The organism is Streptomyces africanus, assembly GCF_002150735.1.
In the GTDB taxonomy this organism is placed as follows: domain Bacteria; phylum Actinomycetota; class Actinomycetes; order Streptomycetales; family Streptomycetaceae; genus Streptomyces; species Streptomyces africanus.
The window spans coordinates 1-22,105 of sequence record NZ_MUKA01000356.1; the positions used below are offsets into that span (position 1 = coordinate 1).

The window sequence follows — 22,105 nt, forward strand, 5'->3', positions numbered from 1 at the left end:
CGCCCCCTGGACGCGTACGTACCCCACGCCGGGAGCCCGTTCCCGGGCGCTGGCCGCGTACGGCGAGGAGGTCTTCGGGTTCACGCCGCTGGACACCATCGAGCTGGACCTGCCGGCGGTGGGCCTGAAGGGCATCGCGTGCGTGCTGCCCGACTGGGCGTTCTTCGTCCGCTGCGTCGTCGACGCCGAGAGCCTGCGCCCAACGGCGTCCCGCGAGTCCCTGTACGAGGACGACACGCTCGCCGCCGTCCGCGACGCCCTGGCCGAGCGGCTGCGTGCCTGGATCGCCCGGGCCGCCGCCAGCGACCCGGACCTCCTCGGGCGCTTCCTCCAGGCCCATCACCTGGCCGTGAAGTCGCTGGCCGTGCACGACGACGAGATCCTGCGGATGCTGCTGCCCTGGCTGCCGTTCGAGACCACCGACGGCCACACCACCCTCGACGAGTTCGCCCGCACCCATCCCACCGTCCTCGTGACGTCGACCGTGGAGGAGTTCCGGCAGGTCGCCGCGATCGCCTCGGCCGCCGGGCTCGGCGTCGTCAACGGCGGCTACACCTACGACCGTGAACTGGTCCACCGGCTGCCCGAGATCAGGCCCGAGGCCAGTGTCGCCGACCTCGACCCGGCGACCCTCACCGCCCACCTCGACCCCGTCGACCGGGAGACGGAACTCGCCGCCGCGGCCTACCTCGCCCAGGCCCGGGACGCCCTCGCCGTGTTCGACTGCGACGTCGCGCTGCGCACCTTCCAGCCCGCCTCGGCCCCCGCCCTGCTCGTCGACAGCCGTGAGGCCCGGCACGAGCGCACCCGCTCTCAGCTCGCCCGTGAGCAGGAGGGCGGCCTGTGGGGCGACATCCTGGGCGCCCTGCGCCAGGAGGCCCCGCGGGCCCAGCTGATCCTCAACCAGCTCAACCCGCTGGTCCGCACCGCCGTCACCATCGACGAGCCCGAGCTGGCCCGCACCAGCGCCGAAGCCCTCTACGGGCAGGCGGCGATGCTGTCCCGGCGCCCGCTCAGGCCGGCCGAATCGAGCCTCATCAACCGCTCCTTCCTCGACCTCCTCGCCCACGCCCTCCGCAAGGACAGCTGACGATGCCCACCGCACCCCATCCCCAGAGCACCGACGAGCTGTACGAGGCGCTCCGGGAGAACGACCGGCGCCCCTACGGCCGCACCCGCACCGTCACCGCCGAGGAACTCGTGGACGCCGCCGAGCAGTTCGCCGAGCCCGTCCCGCTCATCCACGCGCTCCTCGAACTCCAGGAGGCGTACACCTACGGCTCCGAGCCCCGCAAGTCGCCCGTGGTCTTCGCCCGTCTGCTCACCCTCTTCGACGAGCAGCCCGACGTCTTCGACGAGCGCCTGCGCCACATGCTGTTCTGGCGGTTCAAGTGGGTGGCCCACGCCCTGCGCCAGCTGCCCGAGATACCCCTGTCCAGCCTGCGCCAGTGGCTCACCGAGATGCGCGACCGGTACGAGAAGGCCGGCCTCGGCCTGCAGCCCTACTACGGACAGGCGTACCAGCTCGCCGCCCACGTCGGCGAGGACACCACCCCCGCCTACGAACTGTGGGCGGCCCGCACCCGCACCCGGCTCAGCGACTGCGAGGCCTGTGAGACCTGCGAGCGCGCCCTGTACCACCTGACGGCCGGGGACGACGAGCGGGCGCTGCGCGTCTGGGAGCCCGTCCTGGCCGGGAAGGAGTCCTGCCAGGAGGAGCCGGCCCGCTCCGTGTCGTACGCCCTGCTGCCGCTGCTGCGCACCGGCCGCACCGACCGGGCCCGCGAACTGCACCTCGCCGGCTACCGCGGCTGCCGCCGCAACCCCTCGATGGCACAGGAGGTCGGCCGGCACCTGGAGTTCTGCGCGCTGACCGGCAACGAGGCCCGCGGCCTGGAACTGCTCTCCGAGAACCGGAATCTGTTCGAGGAGGTCGACTCGCCGCTGGACCTGCTCGGCTTCCTCACCGGCGTGGAGGTCCTCCTCCAGCGCGTCGAGCACCTCGGCCACGGCGAACTGCCTGCCGCCGGATACGCGGGCCGCACCTGGACGGTGGCAGGCCTGCGCGCCGAGGTGCGCGGCCGTGCCGACGACCTCGCCGCCCGCTTCGACGCCCGCAACGGCACCACGGCCCACACCGACCGCCGCAGGGCCCGCCTCGACCGTGCCCCGCTCGTGGACGCGCTGGAACTGACGCTGCGCACCCGCGGCCTCGACGACGTGGCCCCGGCCGCCGCCCCCGTCGCCGCCGTCACCACGACCGCCGGACGTACCACCGCCGCCGTCCCCGACGATCTGGCGGAACTCATCCTCCACGCAAGGAAGGCGGAGGAGCAGGGGCATCCGGACGCACACGCCTGCTGGGCGCGGCTGCGGACGCTCGTCGCCGCCCGCGACTACACGCACCCCGACGACCCGGCCGTGGGCCCGCTCGTACAACTGCGCGCGGACCTGCTGGCCGACGAGGCGAGCCGGGCGAGCGACAAGGACGAGTTCGCCGTCGCCGCCGGTCTCTACGAAGAGGCCGCGGGCCTGTACGCCGACGCCGGGCTGCCGGGGCACGCGGCGGTCGCCCGCGGCAGTGCCCTGCTCACCTCCGCCGAGATCCCGGCTCAGGGCGACGACGCGACCGAGGCGACGGTCGCCGCGCTGACCGCCGCTCACGCGTCCATGGTCCGCCTGCACGAGGAGACGCCCGGCCTCGCCCCGCACCGGGAGGCCCGCCTGCTGCGGCTGCGGGCGACCGCGCTCGGTCTGCGGCTCCAGGCGTCGAGGAGCGAGGAACACGTCGCGTCGGCGCTCGCCGAGGTGGACCTGCTGCACGCGTTCGCCGCCCGGCACGACGTCGTCGGGCAGATCTCCGCCGCCCTGCTGCTGCGGGCCACTACGCACGCCATCTCCGGCGACCTGCCCGCCGCGGTCACGGAGATCGACGCCCTCCTCGACCGGCTGAGGGCGCACGGCCCCGCCTGGCACCTGCCCCGCACGCTCGGACTGCGGGGCCGGCTCCAGCTCGTCCTCCGGGACGCGCAGGCCGCGCACGCGGACCTGACCGAGGGGCTGCGACTGGCCGCCGAATGGCCGGCCGACACGGTCGACACCAGCCGCCTCCACGGTGATCTGGCCGAGGCCTGCATGCACCTGGGCCGCCCCGACGAGGCACTGCGGCATCTGACGCGCTCCGCGGAGGTGGAGCTTCGCCGCGGCAGCCGGACGGACGCGTTCTGCACCTACAGCAACGCGGCGCAGCTCAGCCTCGACCTGGGCCGCGTCGAGGACTGCATCGCTCTGCTCGACTCCCTGCTGGCCGAACCGGACGTCGCCGCCGGAGAACTGGACGACCGGCTCGTCGCGCAGTTGCGCCTGACCCGCGCCCGCGCGCTGCACGCGGGAGACGACCTCAAGGCCGCCACCGCGGAGTTCGTCGCCCTCGCGGCCGAGTCGGCCGGCTGGGACGACGACCCGGGGAGCCACGCCGTCATCGCCGCGGAGACCGCCGTACTCCTCGGCGAGTCCGGCGAGTTCGGCCGGGCCCGCGAAGCGGCTCAGCAGGCACTCGCCGCCCACGCCCGGGATCCGCGTTACGAGCAGCTCAGCAACTGCCTGCGCGAACTCGCCCGGCTCCAGGGCCAGCAGCAGGGCCCCGACGGCCTGGCCGGCGCGCTCGCGTTCCTCGCCGACGCCGGCCGCGTCGCGGACGAGGCCCGTGCCGCCGGGTACGAGGCCCGCGGCCGTTCCCTGGACACCGCCCTGGCCTACGAGCACGGGCGGGTCAACGCCTACACCGGGGAGTACGAGGACGCCCTGGCCGCCCTGGACAAGGCCCTCGCCCTGCTCGGCGAGCCGGGAGCGGAGCAGGACCACGCCGCGGAGTGGGCCGAGTGCGTCCGTCTCGCGGCCGTGGTGGAGGGCCTCTACCTGGAGCGCCCGGCCCCCGCCCTCGCTCGCCTCGACGCGGCGGTCTCCCGTCTCACTCCCCTGGGCCACACGGACGAGACCGAGCCGCTGACCTCGTTGGCGGCCCGGCTGCGCGACGAGGAGTGACACGGCTCCCCCGGTGCCGGGCGGGGCGGGCTGTCGCCTCGGCACCGGGGGCCGAGGCGACGCCCCACGCCCGTGTCATGAACCGAACCGGCCATTGCCGGTATCGGAAGGTGGCACAAATGCCGTTTCATGAACGGGAATTGGCAGGGGTCGAGCGCTCGTGTGCCTGGTGCCGGGGCGGCTCCTGCCGGGCCGGGCGTGCGCCTCCAGGGTGTGGGGTCCCACCACCCCTGCGCAGAAACCTTCCCCCTGCCGCGCCCCCGAGGGCGGCGGACCCCGTTGGCCCGAAGTCACCGATTCGCGATCCGAAGTGCGATTCCCTCCTCCCTCGCCGACATGTTCGCTCCGCCGCCCGTCCGAACGGAAAGCGAACCGCCGCGTCGACGCGCCCGCCCCGGGCCAGCACGATCGGACGTGGCGCAGCGTGGCCCGGATCTCCGGCCTCGGTGGGCCCGGCGTGCCCGCGCCGTCGGCGGACGTTGGTCTCTGGAGCAGGGAAGGGCACGATGCATTTCACTCCCCATGAGCAGGAGCGCCTGTTGGTCCATGTGGCGGCCGGCCTGGCGCGTCAGCGCAGACAGCAAGGGATCAGGCTGAACTACCCGGAGACGGTGGCGCTGCTCACGGCCCACGTCTACGACCAGGCGCGGATCGGCCGGAGCGTCGGCGAGATCATGGACTCGGGGCGGGGGCTTCTGACGCGGGACGACGTCATGGCCGGTGTCCCCGAGATGATCGACAACGTGCAGGTCGAGACGACGTTCCCGGACGGCACCAAGCTGGTGACGATCCACGACCCGTTCGACGAGCCGCGCGAGGAGATCGAACTCCACCCCGGGAAGGTCGACTTCGTCGACGAGGCAGTGCCCCTCAACCCGGGGCTGGACGTCACCGAGGTCGAGGTGCACAACCCGACCGACCGGCCGGTGCAGGTCGGGTCGCACTACCACTTCTACGAGGCCAACGCGGGTCTCGAGTTCGAACGGGCGCAGGCCTACGGCAAGCGGCTCAACGTCGCGGCGGGCACGTCCGAACGGTTCGAGCCGGGCGACCGCCGCCCGGTGGAGCTGGTGCCCATCGAGGGCGAGCGGAAGGTGCTCGGACTGCGCGGGCTGGTCGGCGGGGTGCTCCGGGACCAGGCCCCGGACGACGGTGAGGGAGTCGATGACCGTGGCTGAGCGGACGAACACCCGGACGACCGAGCGCGAGGTCTACGTCGATCTGTTCGGCCCGACGACGGGGGACGAGATCCGCCTGGCGGACACCGCGCTGCGCATCAAGGTCACCGACGACTGGTCGGGCGGTCTCGGCAAGGCCCCGGCGGACCCGCCGCCCGTTCCCGCGCCCGGGGACGGCGACAGCGGCCGGGGCGAGGACAACGGCAGGGTCAGCCCGCTGGCGAGCAGGAGCGGACACGAGGTCGTCTTCGGCGGCGGCAAGGTGATCCGTGAGTCCATGGGACAGTCGGCGACGCCCCGCGGTGACGGTGAGGACGGCCCCCCGGACACCGTGATCACCGGCGCGGTCGTCCTGGACCACTGGGGCGTGGTCAAGGCGGACGTCGCGATCCGCGACGGCAGGATCCGCGCCCTCGGCAAGGCGTACAACCCGGAGACCATGGCCAGGATCCACGAGGGCCGGACGGACGGGCCGACGGACTTCGTCATCGGCCCGGAGACCGAGGTGATCTCCGGGAAGGGCCGCATCCTGACGGCGGGCGGGGTGGACACCCACGTTCATTTCCTCTGCCCGGAGCAGATCAGCGAGGCCCTCGCGTCCGGTGTGACGACCCTGATCGGCGGGGGCACCGGCCCGGCCGAGGGGTCCACGGCGACGACGGTCACCCCGGGCAAGTGGCACGTCGAGCGCCTCTTCAAGGCGCTCGACGAGTTCCCGGTCAACATCGGGGTGCTGGGCAAGGGCAGCACCATGTCCCGCGAGTCGATGCTCGACCAGGTGAGGGCAGGCGTCATCGGCTTCAAGATCCACGAGGACTGGGGCGCCACCCCCGCGGTCATCGACACCTGCCTGAAGGTGTGCGAGGGCAGGAACAGCCCGCAGGACGACGACCGGACGGACGACGAGCTCGTCACCAACAGTGTGCAACTCGCCCTGCACGCCGACTCGCTGAACGAGGCGGGCTTCGTGGAGAGCACCAAGGCCGCCTTCAAGGGCCGTCCGCTGCACATCTTCCACATCGAGGGCGCCGGTGGCGGGCACGCCCCCGACATGATCACCCTGTGCGGGGAGGAGAACGTCCTGCCCGCGTCCACCAACCCGACGCGCCCGTTGACGGTGAACACCGTCAAGGAGCACATCGACATGATGATGGTCTGCCACCACCTCAACCCGGAGCTGGACGCCGACCGGGCCTTCGCCGAGTCCCGGGTGCGGCCCTCGACGATGGCGGCCGAGGACCTGCTGCACGACATGGGGGCCATCTCGATCATGTCGTCCGACGCGCAGGCCATGGGCCGCATCGGCGAGATGATCATGCGCACCTGGCAGACCGCCCACGTGATGAAGACCCGCTACGGCCGGCTGCGGGAAGGCAGCGCCGCGGAGCAGGAGCAGCAGGGGCGCGAGGCGGACAACTTCCGCGCCCGCCGCTACGTCGCCAAGTACACGATCAACCCGGCCATCGCCCACGGCGCGGACGACCTGATCGGTTCCGTGGAGACCGGCAAGCTGGCGGACCTGGTGCTGTGGGAGCCGAAGTTCTTCGGCGTGAAGCCGCACCTCGTCCTCAAGGGCGGGCAGATCGCCTACGCGCAGGTCGGTGACGCCAACGCGTCCATCCCGACGCCGCAGCCCGTCCTGCCCCGCCCGATGTGGGGCGCCACAGGGAAGGCGCCGGGCGCCAACTCGGTCAACTTCGTGAGCCCGCAGGCCACGGTCACCGCGCGGGACCTCGGCATCAACAAGTCCCTGTACCAGATCAAGGACACCCGCCAGGTGTTCAAGAAGAACATGATCCTCAACGACGCGACCCCGGACATCCGGGTGGACCCGGACACCTACGAGGTGTTCATCGAGGACACCTGCCTGACCGAACTGCGGCGGCACATGGAGCGGCAGGCGCAGGACGACGAGGGACTCTGCCCGCAGCGGCCCGCTCCCACGCACTACGCGCCCGAACTTCCCCTGGCCCAGCGCTACTTCATCCTCTGACCGGGCAGGGGGAGTCCGGGGCGGGCGGCCCGGCTGGCTTTGCGTCGCCCGTCCCGTCCTTCCCGCCACGCCGTCGAAAGGCATGGCCACCCTCCATGAGCCGTACCGCTCTCCTCGTCCTCGCCGGCGGCCGTTTCCCGGCCGGGGACCATGCGCATTCCGGTGGCGTCGAGGCCGCCGTCGCCGCCCGTGCCGTCCACGATTCCGCCACCCTCTACGCGTTCTGCCGTGGCCGCCTGCACACCGCGGGCCTCACCGCCGCCGCACTGGCGGCCGCGGCCGCCGCCGGACACGACCCGCTCGTCCTGGACGAGGCCGCCGACGCTCGTACACCTGCCCCGGCGCTGCGGGCCACGGCCCGCAAGCTGGGCCGGCAGTTGCTGCGCGCGGCCCGCGCGGCCTGGCCGTGCGAGGCGCTGGAGCGGCTCGCCCGTGATCTGCCGGGCGGCGCCCACCAGCCGGTCGTCCTGGGGGTCGCCGCCCACGCGGCCGGCCTCACCGCGTCGGACGCCGCACATGTCGCGGCCTTCGGCCATGTCGCGGGCCCCGCCACCGCTGCCGTACGGCTGCTCGGCCTCGACCCGTTCGACGCCACTGCGGTGCTGGCCCGTCTCTGCGACGACGTCGACGCCGTGGCCCACCAGGCGGCCGACGCCGCGGGCCGTGTCGCCGGCGAGGGAGCCGGTGTCCTGCCGGCCGCGTCGTCACCTCTGCTCGACATCACCGCCGAACAGCACGCCGCCTGGCCGATGCGCCTTTTCGCCTCCTGACGCCGAGTCCGCCACCCGCCCCACCCGAAGGAGCTCCACGCCGATGCACCTCGACCACACCCACGACGGCTCCGGCGCCGTCTCCGCCGACGCCCGCCGCCCCGACGGCACCCGCCGCGCCCTCAGGATCGGCCTCGGCGGACCGGTCGGCTCCGGCAAGACCGCCACGGTCGCCGCGCTGTGCCGCACCCTGCGCGACCGGTACGCCCTCGCCGTCGTCACCAACGACATCTACACCCGCGAGGACGCCGACTTCCTGCTCCGCGAGGCCGTCCTGCCCCCCGAGCGGATCACCGCCGTGGAGACCGGAGCCTGCCCGCACACCGCGATCCGCGACGACATCTCCGCCAACCTGGAGGCCGTGGAAGACCTCGAGGACCGCCTCGGGCCCCTGGATCTGATCCTCGTCGAGTCCGGCGGCGACAACCTCACCGCCACCTTCTCCAAGGGCCTCGTCGACACGCAGATCTTCGTCATCGACGTCTCCAGCGGCGACGACATCCCCCGCAAGGGCGGCCCGGGCATCACCACCGCGGACCTCCTGGTCGTCAACAAGACCGATCTCGCCCCGCACGTCGGCGCCGACCTCACCACCATGGCCTCCGACGCGGCCCGGCGGCGCGGTGACCTGCCCGTCGCCTTCACGTCCCTCACCGGCGACGACGGCGTCCGGCCCGTCGCCGACTGGGTGCTGGAACGCCTCACCGTCTGGCACCACGGGACCGCGCGGCCCGAACCCGCCACCGCCACGCCCTGATCGCCCTCGCCCCGGCAGGAGACATGAGCACGCTCACCGAAGACGTCGCGCCCCTCCCGGACGCCTCCAGCGTCGTGGCGACCGCCCGGGTGCGGGCCGAGCACAACGGCCGCACCACCACCCTGCCGCTGCTCAGCGGCGACGGCCCGTTCCACCTCCAACGGCTGCGCCCGCGCGGCGGCCTGGCCCGCGTCGACGTCATCGGCGCCATGAGCGGTCCCCTCGGCGGCGACCGGCTCGCCCTCCATGCCGAGGTCGGTCCGTCCGCCTGCCTTCGGATCACCTCGGCCGCCTCCACTATCGCGCTGCGGGGCCCCACCGACGACAACGCCACCTACGACCTCCGCCTGACCGTCGGCGACGACGCCACCCTGCACTGGCTGCCGCAGCCCCTGATCAGCACCGCGGGCAGCAGCCTGCGCCAGACCTGCGCGGTCGGCCTCTCTCCCACGGCCCGCCTGGTCCTGAGGGACGAACAGATCCTCGGCCGCACCCGTGAGACCAGTGGCGACCTGACCACCCGCCTCACGGTGCTCCGCGGCGACCGTCCGCTTCTCGACCAGCACACCTCCTACGGCGGCCCCCATCCCGCCTGGGACGGCCCGGCCGTCATGGGCTCGCACCGGGCCTGCGGTCAACTCCTCGTCGTCGACCCGTCCCTCGGCCGGGCAGCCCTCCCACCGGTCCTTCTCGGCGACCCAGACGGCCCGGCCCGGGGTGTGCTGGTCCCGCTGGCCGGCCCGGCACTCCTCGCCACCGCGGTCGCGGACACCGCCACCCGGCTACGACGCCTCCTCGACGAGGCGCTGGACCGGGCGCTCACCGCGAAGGGCACTCTGCCGTTCGGCCCCGGATAGTGCCCTTATGCCCGGTTGAGCCGGGCAGCGATTCCGTGGCCGATCAGCAAATAGATGACCGCCGGGAGGCCGTAATTGAGGACAACGCGCAATCCCTCTGTGTCCATTGTGAAAATGTCCTGTGCCCATCCGGACAGCCAGTCCGCCATTCCGTGAACGAACTCGACGAAGGGATTCGCCTGGTTCGCGTCGAGCAGGTAGAGCACGATCCACAGGCCCAGCAGACCAGCCGCCACGTCGGCGATCGTGCAGATGGCGAGGGCTATCCGCCGCGACGTGGCCTGGTCGCGCGCGGGGCGGCCCTGCCCCGGGGGCTGGTCGTATGTCTGATATCCGGAAACCGGGTCGGGGTGGTTCACAGGAAATTCCCATCTCGCGCGGACTGGCTTGTTTCTGCCTACTTCTGCGTCACGCGAGCTGCAATTTGTTACACCTCGAACCGCGGCGGTTGCCGGCCCTCGCCCTCCATCAGAGGTCGAACTCCAGGTGCTCCACGTCGGTGAACTCGACTTCGAGGCCCTGGGCGCGGCGGCCGTTGTCGCGGAAGTACACCTCGCCCAGTGCCTCGGCCGCGATGTCGCGCAGCTGCTGTTCCGTGCCGCCGGCTTCCTTCGTCTCGAAGAGGCGGGCGGCGTACTGCGGGGGCAGCGCGACGGTGAGGTGGCGCAGCCGGGCGTCGTCGGTGGAGCCGGGGGCGGCCGTGTAGCCGAACCGGGCGCGGGTGTCGATGACGATGCCGCCGGTGGTGGCCGCGGTGTCCTTGGCCCTGGCCCGGATCTGGGGCTGCCACCGCTGCGTGACCTCGCGTTCCATGCGCCGGGCGAGGTCAGGCCGGGGTTTTCTGATCTGGTCCCTCACATACCGTTCGACGGTGCGCTGGGTGATGCCGAGCAACTCGGCCACCGGCCGGGTGCCCTTGAGCTGTCTGACCAGGTAGCGCATCTGCGCGCCCGCGCTCTTGGGGATCGGGCGTGTGAACGCCTTCCGCAGCGCGGCGTCGAGTCCGTCCCCGACCGTGTCCATCGGCCCGCTCCCCTACTCTCCGTCGTCCTTGGCTGTGACCTCACCGGTCTTGATGTAGCGGGCGAGGTTGAGGATCTGGCCGTACTTCTCCCGCACTGCTTCGGCCCACAGGGTGGTCTGGGTGCCCTCGTGCTTGACCATCCCCGGTGACACCCCGAGCCGGAAGCTGCCGGGCACCGTCTTGTCGTCGGCGTCGTACGGCAGGACGTGGAGCGGGCCGGGACCGTCGGCGGCGTAGACGGCGCAGTCCGACAGGACCGCCACCGGGTACCGGCCGGTCGCCGCGGCCAGGTTGAGCATCTTGCGGTGCATGTTGATCCGGGCCCGGGAGATGACGGTGGCGCGGATGTCGGGCCGCCACGTCGGGCGGGAGAGGGCCGGCCAGGGCTGTCCGGGCTTCCAGCCGCCGCCCCGCGCCCGTTCGCGCAGTTTGCCGATGCCGCCCTTCACCGTGGACTTGACCGCGTCGAGGACGATCGCCATCTCCGGATCGCGCTGCTTGCAGCCGTCCATGGCCTCCAGGAAGTCGCGGGTGCGCAGCTTCTCGCCCACGCCCAGGTCGGCCATGGTGTCGACGTACGCGTCACGCAGCCGCTTGTACCAGCCGTCCAGGAACCTGCCCTTGTCCTCCCGCACCCAGGCTTCGACCGGGGCGACGTCGTAGCCGAGCTCCACGGCGTACGCCACCGTCGGAGTCGCGTACCAGGCCGGGCCCTGCGGGCGCTCGCCGGTCGGTGTGAACGGGCTGGGCAGCAACGCGCTCTCCAGCCGGCGCCACTGCTTGCCGACCAGGACGCGGGAGAGGTCGACGTGGGAGAGGTCGACCAGCCATGACCCGGGCAGCGTCGGGTCGAAGACGGGGTCGGTGACGTGCACGGGCGGCGTCGCCAGGCCGACGACGGCACCGTTGGCGGCGGCGCCGAAGGCGAGATTGACGTCGATGCCGACCAGGTACCGCCCCATGCACTCGGCGTCGGTGAGCTCGCGCGCCCAGTCGTACGCCTCCTCGAACAGCATCTCGTCCGGGCCCCGCTGGTGGAAGCGGGGCAGTCCGGCGAGCAGCGGATGCCCGTCCGGGGCCTCGCACGGGGCGCAGTCCATCGGGTGCTCGCCCAGCGAACCGGGCCGGTGCTCCTTGTGCCGCTTCCCCGTCTCGTCCGCCTCGCTCGCCCGGGTCGGCGGGTTGAGCGCGGTCATCAGTTCCAGGCCGGTGACGGCGGTGGAGCCGCACGGTGTCATCACGCGGGCCGCGTAGGTGCCGAGCACGCGGGCGAGTTCCGCCGGCTCGAGCTGCGCGGCGTGGCCCCAGGTGCGGGCGTCGAGCGCGCCCCAGGACGGGATGCACAGCTGCACGCACTGGCGCCGGCGGCCCTGGGCGGGGCGGTAGACCCGCGCCCACGGCCCGAACCCTCGCTTGGTCAACTGCCAGTCGGCCCGGTCGAGTTGCTTGAGGATCTTGTGGCCGTCCGGGAGGCGTCCGGTGAGCCGCTCGGCGTCCGACAGCGCCACCGGCAGCCCGTACCGCTCGCACGCGCGCTCGGTGAGCACGAGCAGGGGGTCGGCATCCCGGCCGGAGCCGTGCAGCCTCCCGGCCCCGAGCTGAGCCTCCTTCAGCGACCACTCGACGAGCGCGGGAAGCGACTTGGCGGGCACGTCGAGGACCAGGCCGCCGATGCCGTACCCGGTCACCCGGGAGCTGTCGTCCGCGTCGACGACGAGCAGCGGGCCGTTCGCGAACCGCGGGTCGGCGTCGGTCGCCGGGGTGTTCGCCGGGGCGGCCTTCTTGGTGCCGGGGCGGCGCGACGCCGGCGTCGGCCTGGTCGTGGCGTCCGCCGGACGCGGTACGGCTGCGGCGTTCCCGGCAGGCTCCGGATCCGCCGGGGCCCGGCCTGCGGATCCTGCGCGGGCCCGGGGCGGTGCGGCAGGGGCGGCAGGCGTCTTCGGAACCGAGGTGTCCGTCGTGTCCGTCGTGTCCTTCGGGGGCGCCGCTGCGTCGGGGGCAGGGTAGAGCTGGGCGAGCTGCTTCAGCAGGCGGGCGTATGCGTCGCGCTCCGGCGGGCGCGGTTCGGTCTTGCCGGCCTCCCAGCCGCTGACCGTCGCACGCCGCACTTGCAGCGCGGTGGCCACCTCGTCCAACGTCAAGCCGTGCGCCTGGCGCAGCCGTTTGCGTTCCGCCGGCGGCGGCAGCGGGGAGCGGGACGCGACCAGCGCGTCGACCGCGTCGAACAGCTCCGACATCGAGCACCTCCTGCTCCGCCACCCTAGCGTGGAGCGAAGGTTTCGCGTACCAAGCGCGTACGCATGGCGTCCATGTGGGGGGCAGATCGACGGCACCCTACCGACACGTCACCGGCCCCCCTGCGCGGAGTGACGCAGGCAGGACAGGGCCACCACAAACGGCCAGAGCGACTGGAGGGTGGTGACCGCGCGTTCGGCGACGCCGGCGACGCCGTGGAGGTGCGTCTCGGCCAGGAACCATGCCGCGCCCACCGCCATCACCGCGGTGGCTCCGAGGGACGGTAAGGGACGCAGGGCCCAGGGGACGCTGTCGCCGGTCCGGACGGCCAGGACGGGCCATGCCGCCAGGACGGCGAAGCCGACGGCGGCGACCGAGCCGTGGCCCAGGGAGCCGCCGCTGCTCGGCGCCGGGACCATGGCCACCGCCAGGGCGGCCACTCCCCCGGCCGCCAGGGCCAGCCGGCCGGGCGTCGCGGCCGGGCGCAGTCCCCAGGCGGTGAGCAGGTGGCAGACGCCCAGGGTGATGAACGCCCCTGTCATCACCCAGTAGCCCGAGCCTCCGGGGGCCGCCAGGACGCTGATGGTCTGGGCGGCCGGGTCGTAGGCGGGTCCCTGCAGTGCCGCCGCCACCATCCAGCCGATGATCAGCACGGCAGGAGCGCACGCCGACGACAGCAGGACCCATTTCGGAACAGATCGCACGAGGACACCGTAAAGCGGATCCCCCTCTCCTCTCGTCCCACTACCGCTGCTCCGGGCGGGTCCGTCCGTGGGTTTCGCGGCACGATGGTCTCGTGCGCCGACGGCGCCCGTGACGGTCCGGCGCTCTGCCCGCGGAAAGGTGATCGGTCATGGAGCTCACCCTGGTGGTGCTGATCATCATCGTGGGACTGACCTTCGACTACACCAACGGCTTCCACGACGCCGCGAACGCGATCGCCACCTCGGTCTCCACCCGGGCCCTGACGCCGCGCGTGGCGCTGGCCATGGCCGCGGTGATGAACTTCTTCGGCGCCTTCCTCGGGACCGGGGTCGCCCAGACCGTCGGCAGCGGCATCATCGGCGCGCCCGAGGGCAACTCGGGGCTGCTGCTGGTGCTGTGCGCGCTCCTCGGGGCCATCGGCTGGAACCTGTTCACCTGGCGGCGGGGGCTGCCGACCTCGTCCTCGCATGCGCTGATCGGCGGGCTGGTCGGTGCCGCGCTCGCCGCTTCGGCCACTGTGCACTGGTCCGGGATCGTGGACAAGGTCATCCTGCCGATGCTGCTCTCCCCGCTGGTCGGTGTGGCACTCGGCTATGCGCTGCACGTGGCCATCCTGTGGCTGTTCCGTCGTTCGACGCCCCGTCGGACCACGCACGGCTTCCGTATGGCCCAGACCGTGTCCGCCGCCGCGATGGGACTGGGGCACGGGTTGCAGGACGCCCAGAAGACCATGGGGGTCATCGTGCTCGCCCTGGTCACGGCCGGCCTGCAGAACGACTTCTCCGTGCCGGTGTGGGTGATCGCCGCGGTGGCGGTCGCCATGGCCGCCGGCACCTACAGCGGCGGGCGCCGCATCATCACCACGGTCGGCCGGCGCATCGTGCACCTCGATCCGCCGCGCGGGTTCGCCGCCGAGACCGCCGCCGCGAGCGTCCTCTACACCACCGCCTTCCTGCTGAAGGCGCCGATCTCCACCACCCAGACGATCACCGCGGCCATTCTGGGTGCCGGTGCCACCCGGCGTGCCTCGGACGTACGCTGGCAAGTGGCCCGCTCCATCGTCACGGCCTGGGTGCTCACGTTCTTCGGCGCCGGGATTCCCGCCGCCGCGATCTACCTCGTTCTGCACGCCGTCACCGGTCTGTGATCCCAGCCGGGAGGCTCACATGGTCGCCTTTCCGCCGCGCCCGCCGGACGGCCTTGCGGCGCCCGGGCGTTTCACGCATCTGCACCCCGACGACGGCGCCTGCCTGATGGAGAACGCCGCGTTGCTGGCCGGCGGGCGGTTCACCGACAGCCCGCCCGGTACGCATCCGGCGCTCGCGGCTCTGGCCCGCGTGGTCAACGACAGCGTCGGTGACGCCACCCGGCACGCCCTGTGGCCGCTGGCCGCCGAACTCGCCGACGCCCGGCCCGCGGACAGGGCGTATACGCCGCTGCTCGTCGGCTCGGTCGTGGATGCGGCGCGCGTGCTGCGCCCCGCGTCCCGGCGTCTGGCCCGGCACGGCCGTGCCTGTCGTCGGCGGAGCGAGAAGCTCGCTCACGTCCCGGCGGCCGGGCTGCCGGGACGTGCCGCCGATCTGGTGTGGTGGCGTGGCCCGGGGCGGCGGCATCTGGAGCACGCACTCCGGGTGCTGTGCGCCGCGCCTGACGCGGATCGGCGCCTGGCCCGGCTGCTGCGGGAGGCCGTGGCGGAAGCCCGGGGTCGCGCCGCCGGGGACGGCATGGCCCGGGGCGGGCGGGTGCCGGCGGCCGGGGAGGGTCGCTGCAACCGGTAGGCGCGCGAGCCCGTCCTACAGGGCACCATGATCCTTCCAAGCTTCACCGGCCCCTGGGCCGCGCCGGTTCGGCAGGTGCTCGACTTCGCCTGGACGCAGACCCGGGCGTGCGCGTTCGCCATCGCGCTGCTGTCCGGCGTGGCCGTGTCCACCCTGCTGGCCGACCTGCCCGTGGCGCGCTACGACCTGCTGGTGGTCTACGGCGTGCTGCTCACGCTGGTGTTCTGGCTGCGGGGCTGGGAGAACGGCCGGGACGTCGCCGTCATCACGGTCTGTCACGTCATCGGTCTGGCCTTCGAGCTGGTGAAGGTGTCACTCGGTTCGTGGAGCTATCCGGAGCCGGGCGTGCTGAAGTTCGCCGGCGTTCCGCTGTACGGCGGGTTTCTGTACGCGGCCGTGGGCAGCTACGTGTGCCGGGCCTGGCATCTGTTCGATCTCCGCCTCGTGCGCTACCGGCCCCGGGCGACGGCGGTGGTGGCCGCGGCCATATACGTCAACTTCTTCAGCCATCACTGGCTGCCCGACGCCCGCTGGGTGCTGGCCGGGCTGCTGCTGGCCGTGACCGCGGGGACGTCGGTGTGTTTCACAGTGCGGGGTGTGCGCCGGCGGATGCCGCTGGCGCTGTCGTTCGTCCTGATCGGGTTCTTCCTGTGGGTGGCGGAGAACCTCGCCACCCTCGTCGGCGCCTGGCGCTATCCGTACCAGGAGCACGGCTGGGAGCCGGTGGGGGTGGAGAAGTTCGGTGCCTGGGCGTTGCTGATCAGCGTCACCTTCGTCCTGGCGGCGGTCGGGCGGGCGCGGGGAGCGCGAGTCGTCGACGGGGCTCCAGCCACGTATCATCCTATCGACATAAATTAGATGATTTGCCTTCGAGGGTCGTCACCGACCGTGACCATCCTCGCCGGAGTGATCAATGGCCCGCACCGGCACGACGGACGACGGCGACGAGCTGCTGACCAGACTCGGGGCGCTGACGGCCCAGGCGCGTGCGCAAGCCGAGATGCAGCGGTCGCGGGTCGAGCTGGCCATCGCGCTGCAGCGCGGCATGCTCCCGCGTGACCTGCCCGTCGCCCGCCGGCTCCATCTCGCCGTGCGGTACGAGCCCGCGTGCCAGGGGCTCAACGTGGGCGGCGACTGGTACGACGCCTTCGCACTGGACGACGGCCGGATCGGGCTGTCCATCGGTGACGTCCAGGGCCACAACATCGAAGCGGCCGCCTTCATGGGGCAGGTGCGGGCCGGGCTGCGGGCCCTGGCCTCCGTCACCAGCGAGCCGGGCGAGGTGCTGGCCCGGACCAACGAGCTGCTGCTGTCGCTGAGCTCCGATCTGTTCGCCACCTGCACGTTCATGCGGCTCGACCCGTGTGCCGGTGTGCTCGAGAGCGCGCGGGCCGGGCACCTGCCGTGTGTCTGGGCCACGGCCGACGGGAAGTCCGGCGTCGCCGAGGACGAGGGCGGGCCGCCGCTGGGGATCCTGGCGGGGGTGTCGTATCCGGTGACCCGGTACGAGCTGACCACGGGGGCCATGTTCGTACTGCTCACGGACGGTGTCGTGGAGGGGCCCTGCCTGCGGCTGGAGGAGGGCCTGGACCAGGTGACGCGGCTCGCGGGCATCGCGGCGGTGGCGGGCATGGACGTGGACGCGCTCGCGGCCGCCCTCATCAAGGGCGCGGAGCGGGTGGGGCACGACGACGACGCCGCCGTGCTGGTCGTCGGTCTCGACGGGCCGGAGGCTCAGCCATAGAGCCGCAGGGCCCCCGCTCTCACCTCGCCGCGGTGGCGGCCTCGGTGTCTCATGGCTGCTGTGGTGGGTAGCCGGGATCCGCGTACGCCGGCCGTCGTCGTTCTGCTGACGCCGGCCGTCGCCGCCTGCTACTACGCCTCCGGGCAGCTCGGCCTGTTACGGGAACTGGTCGTGGAGGGCTCGGTCGTCACGCCGATCTGGCCTCCGACCGGCGTCTCGGTCGCCTTCCTGCTGATCTTCGGGCTGCGCTGCTGGCCGGGGATCGCCCTGGGCGCCTTCTTCGTGATCCTGTCCCTGACATCCCTGGACCCGTGGGCGTTCGGCGTGCTGGCGGGCAACACGGTGGCCCCCGTCGTGGGGTACCTGCTGCTGCGCCGGACGGGTTTCCGCACCGATCTGGCACGTCTGCGGGACGGTCTCGCCCTGGTCTTCCTGGGCGCTCTCACCGCCATGCTGATCAGCTCGACCACCGGCGCGGGCATCCTGCTCGCCACGGGCAGACTCGAATGGCCGGGGTTCTGGGCGGTGTGGCTGGCCTGGTGGGTGGGTGACGCGATGGGCGTGCTGATCGTCACCCCGGTGCTGCTCCTGCTGTCCCGCGTCCGCCCGCCGCTGCGCCTGTCGCGCTGGAAGGAGGCCTCGGGCCTGGCGCTGATCGTCTGCTGTGCCGTTCCGCTCACCGCGCACAGCTCGGTCAGTCTGCTCTTCCTCGTCTACCCCCTGCTGATCTGGGCGGCTCTGCGCTTCCAGCTGGCCGGCAGCATGCTGTGCGCCCTCTTCGCGTCGGTCATGACCACGGTGGCGGCGACCGACCGGGCCGGGCCGTTCGAGCGGCTGACCAGGGTGGAGGTGATGATCAAGCTCCAGGCGTTCAACGGGGCGATGGCCCTGACGGCCCTGATCCTGTCGGCGGTGATCACCGAGCAGATCCACACCCGGCGGTCGGTGGAGCGCGCGTGCCATGAGCTGGGCGAGGTCCTGGAGCACCTCACCGCGGGCGAGACGGCGGACGCCCGGGCCCCTCTGGGGGACGGCGGGGCCGGGCGGAGACGGCGCGAGTGACCGTCCGCCTCCCGTGGGCCCGCCGGGTGGGGGCGACCGTCGGCATAGGGTTGACGCCATGACCGAGGTGGAGGTGCTGCAACTGCTGGTGTCGCCCGCGCACCGGCTGGCCGGACGGCCGTCGGACGGCCCCTCCCCCGGCCCGTCCGACGAGCGCGTTCCCCAGGTGGAGGTGCGCCGCGGCCTGGGACTGGTCGGCGACCGCTACTACGCGAGGCCGGCCCACCGGAACGCGGCGGTGACCCTCATGGCCGCGGAGAACCTCCCGGCTGACGCAGACCTCCGGCACACCCGCCGCAACATCCTGCTCCGAGGCGTGGACATCGACTCCTGCGTCGGATCGACGATCGCCCTCGACTGCGGCACCGGGCCGGTGCTGTTCGCCGTGCACCGGCCGGCCCGGCCGTGCGCCTGGATGGACGTCACCATCGGCCCCGGCGCCCAGCGCGCCCTGCGCGGGCGGGGCGGTGTGCGGTGCACGCCGCTGAGCGACGGGGTGATCACGGTGGGCCCGGCGACGTTCCGTGTCGTGGCCGGGCCCGATGACACCGGACCCTGAGTCCGGCGCGGTCAGCCGGCCGACGGGGGCGTGCGGATGGCGGCGATGTCGAGTTGCAGACGTACCTTCTCGCTCACCATCGCACCTCCTTCGGCCAGCCTGCTGTTGTACGTCAGCCCCCAGTCGGAGCGGTTGATGGTGGTGGTGCCGTCGAATCCGACCCTTTCGTAGCCGAAGGGGTCGGTGACGTGCCCGATGTAGGTCATCTCCAGGACGACCGGCCGCGATATGCCCTTGATGGTGAGCTCGCCGGACATGTGAAAGAGGTCGGCGCCCGCCTGTTCCACCCCGGTACTGGTGAAGCGCATACGCGGATACGTCGCGGCATCCAGGAAGTCCCGGCCGACCAGGTGGGCATCGCGTTGTTCCACCCCGGTGTCGACGCTGGCGGTGAACAGCGTGAGGTCGGCCCGCGAGCGGGCGGGGTTGCGGGCGTCGAAGTAGAGGAGGCTCTCGTACTCCAGGAAACAACCGCGCACGGTGGTCACCATGGCATGCCGGACGGAGAAGCCGATCCTGCTGTGAGCAGGGTCGACGACCCAGTCGCCGGTGAGATTCGCCAGGTCGGGGTCGGGCAGGACCGCGGTGGGGGAAGCCGGTGCGCCGGCGGGACGCTGTGGGGGGACTGGCGGCGCCTGCCGGCGGGACGGCACGACGCGGTTGAACAGGTTCATGATTCATCTAGGTACTTGAGTTTGGTTATTGCCGCAAGTCCCCTTCCCGTTTAAGGCTGTTGTGGAGGGTCGCCTGACCTTTTTGCCGCCGCTTTGCACAAAATCCACACATGCCTGTCGCGATGTACCGACGAAATAACCATCCGAGGGGCCAGGAATTTTCATTTCGGGCATATCGGCGATCAGGTCGGTGTCACCTCGATCGCGAGGTCGTTGTCGACGGTGAAGTAGGGGCGTGCGGACGATCCGCCCGCCGTGAGCGCCGGGTAGACGAAGACGTGTTTGCGGTCCGCCACGTCGTCGAGGAGCCGGCCGATCCTGACCGGCGGCGCGTCGGCGGCGGGCCGGACGAAGGCGTCCCAGATCCGGCCCGGGGCTTCGGGGCCGCCCGTCAGGTCCTCCTGGCCGGCGGTGAAGGAGAAGCCTCTGCCGTCGCCGTCGATCCGGGGGCGCAGGTCCCGTACGGTGCCGGTCCCCCGCAGGCGCAGCCGTACGGTGGCGTCCTCGCGGAGTTCGGCGCCGTGCAGGCGGGCCTCGACCGTCACGGCCTGCTGCGTGACGTCGATGGTGCGGGCCTCCGCGTGGGCGGTGCGCCGCCATGCCCTCAGCGCGAGGAAGCCGTCCTTCGTGACGTACGGGATGCGGACGGTGACCGGTGAGGGCCGGTCGCGGAGGTGGCCGTCGACGAGGGCGCGCAGGTCCTTGAGGCCGGGGCGCAGCCGCTGTCGTTCGGCTTCCGGTTCCGGCAGCAGGTACAGGTCCCAGCGGCCTTCGTCGAGGGCCCGGTGCGGTTCCAGTACGGCGTGCAGGTCGCCGTCCGCCCGGCCGGGCTCCAGGTCGAGGTGGTGGAGCGTCGTCTCGGGGCGGCCCTTCTTGGGGCGCAGCCGGAGGAGCAGCTGCGGGCGGGAGGCCGGGACCTGCGGGAGGCGGAAGGTGATGCGGCCGTCCGTGTCGATCGCGCAGTGGGTGCGCAGGTGGGTGTCGAGGTGCGTGGTCATCGGCGTCCCTTGCGTATCGCGCGGAGTGCGCCGACGGCCGCGGCGTGGGCCGCGTCGCGGGCGGCGTGGCTCCGGCCGATCAGTGCGCTGTTGCTCCGGTGGTGGTTCTGCTCGGTGGCGGTCCGTCCGCCTGTGCTCCGGGACGCGAGGGCGTCCTCCAGGATGCGTTCGGCCTGGGCGACGACGGGCCCCGGGGCGAACCGGCGCGCGTTCTCGAGGGCGGTACGGCCCATGCGGCGGCGCCGTTCGTCGTCGCCGACGAGTTCCAGCAGGGCCGAGGCGAGGGCGTCGGCGTCACCGACCGGTACCAGCCGGCCGTCGGCTCCGTCCTGGATGATCTCGCCGGGGCCGTAGGGGCAGTCGGTGCTGACGACGGGCAGGCCGCAGCGCATCGCCTCGACGATCGTCATGCCGAACGGCTCGAAGTTGGAGGCGGCCGCGCCGATCGAGCCCTTGGCCCACTCGGCCTCCATGGGGGTGGCGGCCCCCATCAGGAACACGTTGTTCCACAGACGGAGCCGTTCGATGAGTTCCCGCAGCCTGGGCTGCTGTTCGCCCCTGCCGTAGATGCGCAGCTGCCAGTCCGGGTAGGCGACGGCGACCTGGGCGAACGCCTCGATGAGCAGGTCGTAGCGCTTCACCGGAACCAGCCGGCCGGCGGCGATGACGATCTTGGCGGTACCGTCGGCGGGCGGCAGCGCGGGGTCGGGGACGCTGTTCGGGAGGGCCTCGACGTGGACGCCGGGCAGCCACATCTTGCGCCGGTAGGCCGCGGCGTCCGCTTCCGTGACGGTGGTGATCACGTCGAGGCGGCGGTAGGCGCGGCGCAGAGCGGTGCGCAGGGCGGGCGGGTGGTTGTCGAGGGTGAGGTGCTCCTGGCCGACGCGCAGGACGCGCTGCGGGGCCTGCCGCGCGATGTGCACGTTGAGGCCGGGGCGGGTGCCGATGACGACGTCGGTGTCGATCGCCTCCAGGCACTCGCCGATCCGCTGGTCGGTCAGCTCGCTGTACTGGTGGTGGCGGTACTCCGCGGACGGGAACACCTTCGCCGGTCTCTGGTGCAGCGGATGGTCCGCCTCCTTGCGCAGGTCCACCAGCGCGCGCAGCCGCACCCGGGGGTCCAGGACGAGGTTGGGGTGCTCGCGGTGGCGTAACGCGGAGACGATCTCCACGTCGTGCCGCTCGGCGAGCGCCCCGGCGAGGTTGAACGTGGTGGTGATCGTGCCTCCGATTCCATAGGCGTTGTGAATCAGGAAAGAAATCTTCATGTCGGCGTAGACGGCGCCAACCACCCGACAGTTGTTCGCCGTTATCACTCTGTGGCCTGCAGGAATACGGGTGCGGACCGGCCGGTTCCGGAATGATCTCGGACATAAGTGGTCTGGGCCATACCGGTCTGCCGCCCGAATATGCATAGCTTGATGTGTTTGCCCGCAGCAGCGTCGCGTCATCGGGTGCACCCTCGTCATCGATCTCCAGGAGACCCATGCGCCCCCGCATAACCCCCCTCCCGCGCATCACGTCCCTCCCGCCCCTGGCCCTGGCCGGCGGCGCGCTGGCCGTGGGGGTCGGCGGGCTGTATCTCGCCGGGCTGATGCTGACGGGCGGGGAGATCGACTCCGGTACGACGGTGCGCGGGGTGGAGATCGGGGGCCTGAGCCGTGCGGAGGCGGTGCGCACGCTGGAGCGGCACCTGGACGCGGCCGGGGCCCGGGAACTGCGCGTGC

At 72.4% G+C, this 22,105-nt stretch carries 19 protein-coding genes and 2 pseudogenes; 14 read left to right on the forward strand and 7 right to left on the reverse strand.

Annotation, left to right across the window (positions count from 1 at the left end; translation table 11 throughout):
* The 7 genes and pseudogenes from CCL05_RS35535 to CCL05_RS35565 form a co-directional block, all read left to right on the forward strand.
* Positions 1-1,090 (forward strand): annotated as a pseudogene (locus tag CCL05_RS35535) (HSP90 family protein); the annotation flags it as partial.
* A 2-nt stretch (positions 1,091-1,092) separates the two neighbouring features.
* Positions 1,093-4,044 (forward strand): hypothetical protein, encoded by a 2,952-nt coding sequence (locus tag CCL05_RS35540; protein ID WP_086564765.1) that lies wholly within the window; start codon positions 1,093-1,095, stop codon positions 4,042-4,044.
* 506 nt (positions 4,045-4,550) lie between these two features.
* Positions 4,551-5,222 (forward strand): urease subunit gamma, encoded by a 672-nt coding sequence (locus tag CCL05_RS35545; protein ID WP_086564766.1) that lies wholly within the window; start codon positions 4,551-4,553, stop codon positions 5,220-5,222.
* Entirely contained in the window at positions 5,209-7,215 is a 2,007-nt protein-coding gene (ureC, locus tag CCL05_RS35550) for an urease subunit alpha (protein ID WP_086564767.1), read from the forward strand. The genes CCL05_RS35545 and ureC overlap by 14 nt, the downstream gene beginning before the upstream one ends.
* Positions 7,216-7,310: 95 nt before the next feature.
* Positions 7,311-7,985: an urease accessory protein UreF gene (locus CCL05_RS35555; protein WP_086564768.1), complete on the forward strand. Its 675-nt coding sequence runs from the start codon at positions 7,311-7,313 to the stop codon at positions 7,983-7,985.
* A 43-nt stretch (positions 7,986-8,028) separates the two neighbouring features.
* On the forward strand, positions 8,029-8,742 hold the full coding sequence (gene ureG / locus CCL05_RS35560; protein WP_086564769.1) for an urease accessory protein UreG: 714 nt from the start codon (positions 8,029-8,031) through the stop codon (positions 8,740-8,742).
* Positions 8,743-8,765: 23 nt separating this feature from the next.
* Entirely contained in the window at positions 8,766-9,599 is an 834-nt protein-coding gene (locus CCL05_RS35565) for an urease accessory protein UreD (RefSeq protein ID WP_086564770.1), read from the forward strand.
* Between the two features lie 5 nt (positions 9,600-9,604).
* Here CCL05_RS35565 and CCL05_RS35570 read toward each other — a convergent pair whose 3' ends face one another.
* The 4 genes from CCL05_RS35570 to CCL05_RS35585 form a co-directional block, all read right to left on the reverse strand.
* On the reverse strand, positions 9,605-9,958 hold the full coding sequence (locus CCL05_RS35570) for a hypothetical protein (protein ID WP_086564771.1): 354 nt from the start codon (positions 9,956-9,958) through the stop codon (positions 9,605-9,607).
* Positions 9,959-10,067: 109 nt separating this feature from the next.
* Positions 10,068-10,622, reverse strand: a complete 555-nt coding sequence (tpg, locus tag CCL05_RS35575; RefSeq protein ID WP_086564772.1) for a telomere-protecting terminal protein Tpg — start codon at positions 10,620-10,622, stop codon at positions 10,068-10,070.
* A 12-nt stretch (positions 10,623-10,634) separates the two neighbouring features.
* Entirely contained in the window at positions 10,635-12,860 is a 2,226-nt protein-coding gene (gene tap / locus CCL05_RS35580; protein ID WP_086564773.1) for a telomere-associated protein Tap, read from the reverse strand.
* A gap of 108 nt (positions 12,861-12,968) precedes the next feature.
* The gene (locus CCL05_RS35585) at positions 12,969-13,562 is read right to left on the reverse strand and encodes a DUF998 domain-containing protein (RefSeq protein ID WP_086564774.1); all 594 of its coding nucleotides are present in this window, start codon (positions 13,560-13,562) and stop codon (positions 12,969-12,971) included.
* A gap of 149 nt (positions 13,563-13,711) precedes the next feature.
* Between CCL05_RS35585 and CCL05_RS35590 the strand changes: the two genes are divergently transcribed.
* The 6 genes from CCL05_RS35590 to CCL05_RS35615 are packed head-to-tail and all read left to right on the forward strand — an operon-like array spanning position 13,712 to position 18,706.
* On the forward strand, positions 13,712-14,710 hold the full coding sequence (locus CCL05_RS35590) for an inorganic phosphate transporter (protein WP_086564775.1): 999 nt from the start codon (positions 13,712-13,714) through the stop codon (positions 14,708-14,710).
* A gap of 19 nt (positions 14,711-14,729) precedes the next feature.
* Positions 14,730-15,341, forward strand: coding sequence for a hypothetical protein (locus CCL05_RS35595; protein ID WP_086564776.1), 612 nt, complete (start codon positions 14,730-14,732; stop codon positions 15,339-15,341).
* 27 nt (positions 15,342-15,368) lie between these two features.
* Complete coding sequence (locus CCL05_RS35600; RefSeq protein ID WP_086564777.1) at positions 15,369-16,199, forward strand: DUF817 domain-containing protein; 831 nt, start codon at positions 15,369-15,371, stop codon at positions 16,197-16,199.
* 55 nt (positions 16,200-16,254) lie between these two features.
* Entirely contained in the window at positions 16,255-17,085 is an 831-nt protein-coding gene (locus CCL05_RS35605; protein WP_086564778.1) for a PP2C family protein-serine/threonine phosphatase, read from the forward strand.
* A 51-nt stretch (positions 17,086-17,136) separates the two neighbouring features.
* Complete coding sequence (locus CCL05_RS35610) at positions 17,137-18,147, forward strand: MASE1 domain-containing protein (RefSeq protein ID WP_086564779.1); 1,011 nt, start codon at positions 17,137-17,139, stop codon at positions 18,145-18,147.
* Positions 18,148-18,205: 58 nt separating this feature from the next.
* A complete protein-coding gene (locus CCL05_RS35615) occupies positions 18,206-18,706 on the forward strand; it encodes a molybdenum cofactor biosysynthesis protein (protein WP_086564780.1) in 501 nt (166 codons plus the stop codon).
* An 11-nt stretch (positions 18,707-18,717) separates the two neighbouring features.
* Here CCL05_RS35615 and CCL05_RS35620 read toward each other — a convergent pair whose 3' ends face one another.
* From CCL05_RS35620 to CCL05_RS35630, 3 genes are all read right to left on the reverse strand, one after another.
* Positions 18,718-19,380, reverse strand: a complete 663-nt coding sequence (locus tag CCL05_RS35620) for a YceI family protein (protein ID WP_086564781.1) — start codon at positions 19,378-19,380, stop codon at positions 18,718-18,720.
* Between the two features lie 182 nt (positions 19,381-19,562).
* A complete protein-coding gene (locus CCL05_RS35625) occupies positions 19,563-20,378 on the reverse strand; it encodes a DUF4349 domain-containing protein (protein WP_086564782.1) in 816 nt (271 codons plus the stop codon).
* Entirely contained in the window at positions 20,375-21,646 is a 1,272-nt protein-coding gene (locus CCL05_RS35630) for a glycosyltransferase family 4 protein (protein WP_086564783.1), read from the reverse strand. Before CCL05_RS35630 ends, CCL05_RS35625 begins: the two co-directional genes overlap by 4 nt.
* 218 nt (positions 21,647-21,864) lie before the next feature.
* Between CCL05_RS35630 and CCL05_RS35635 the strand changes: the two are divergent.
* Positions 21,865-22,105, forward strand: a pseudogene (locus tag CCL05_RS35635) (VanW family protein); the annotation flags it as partial.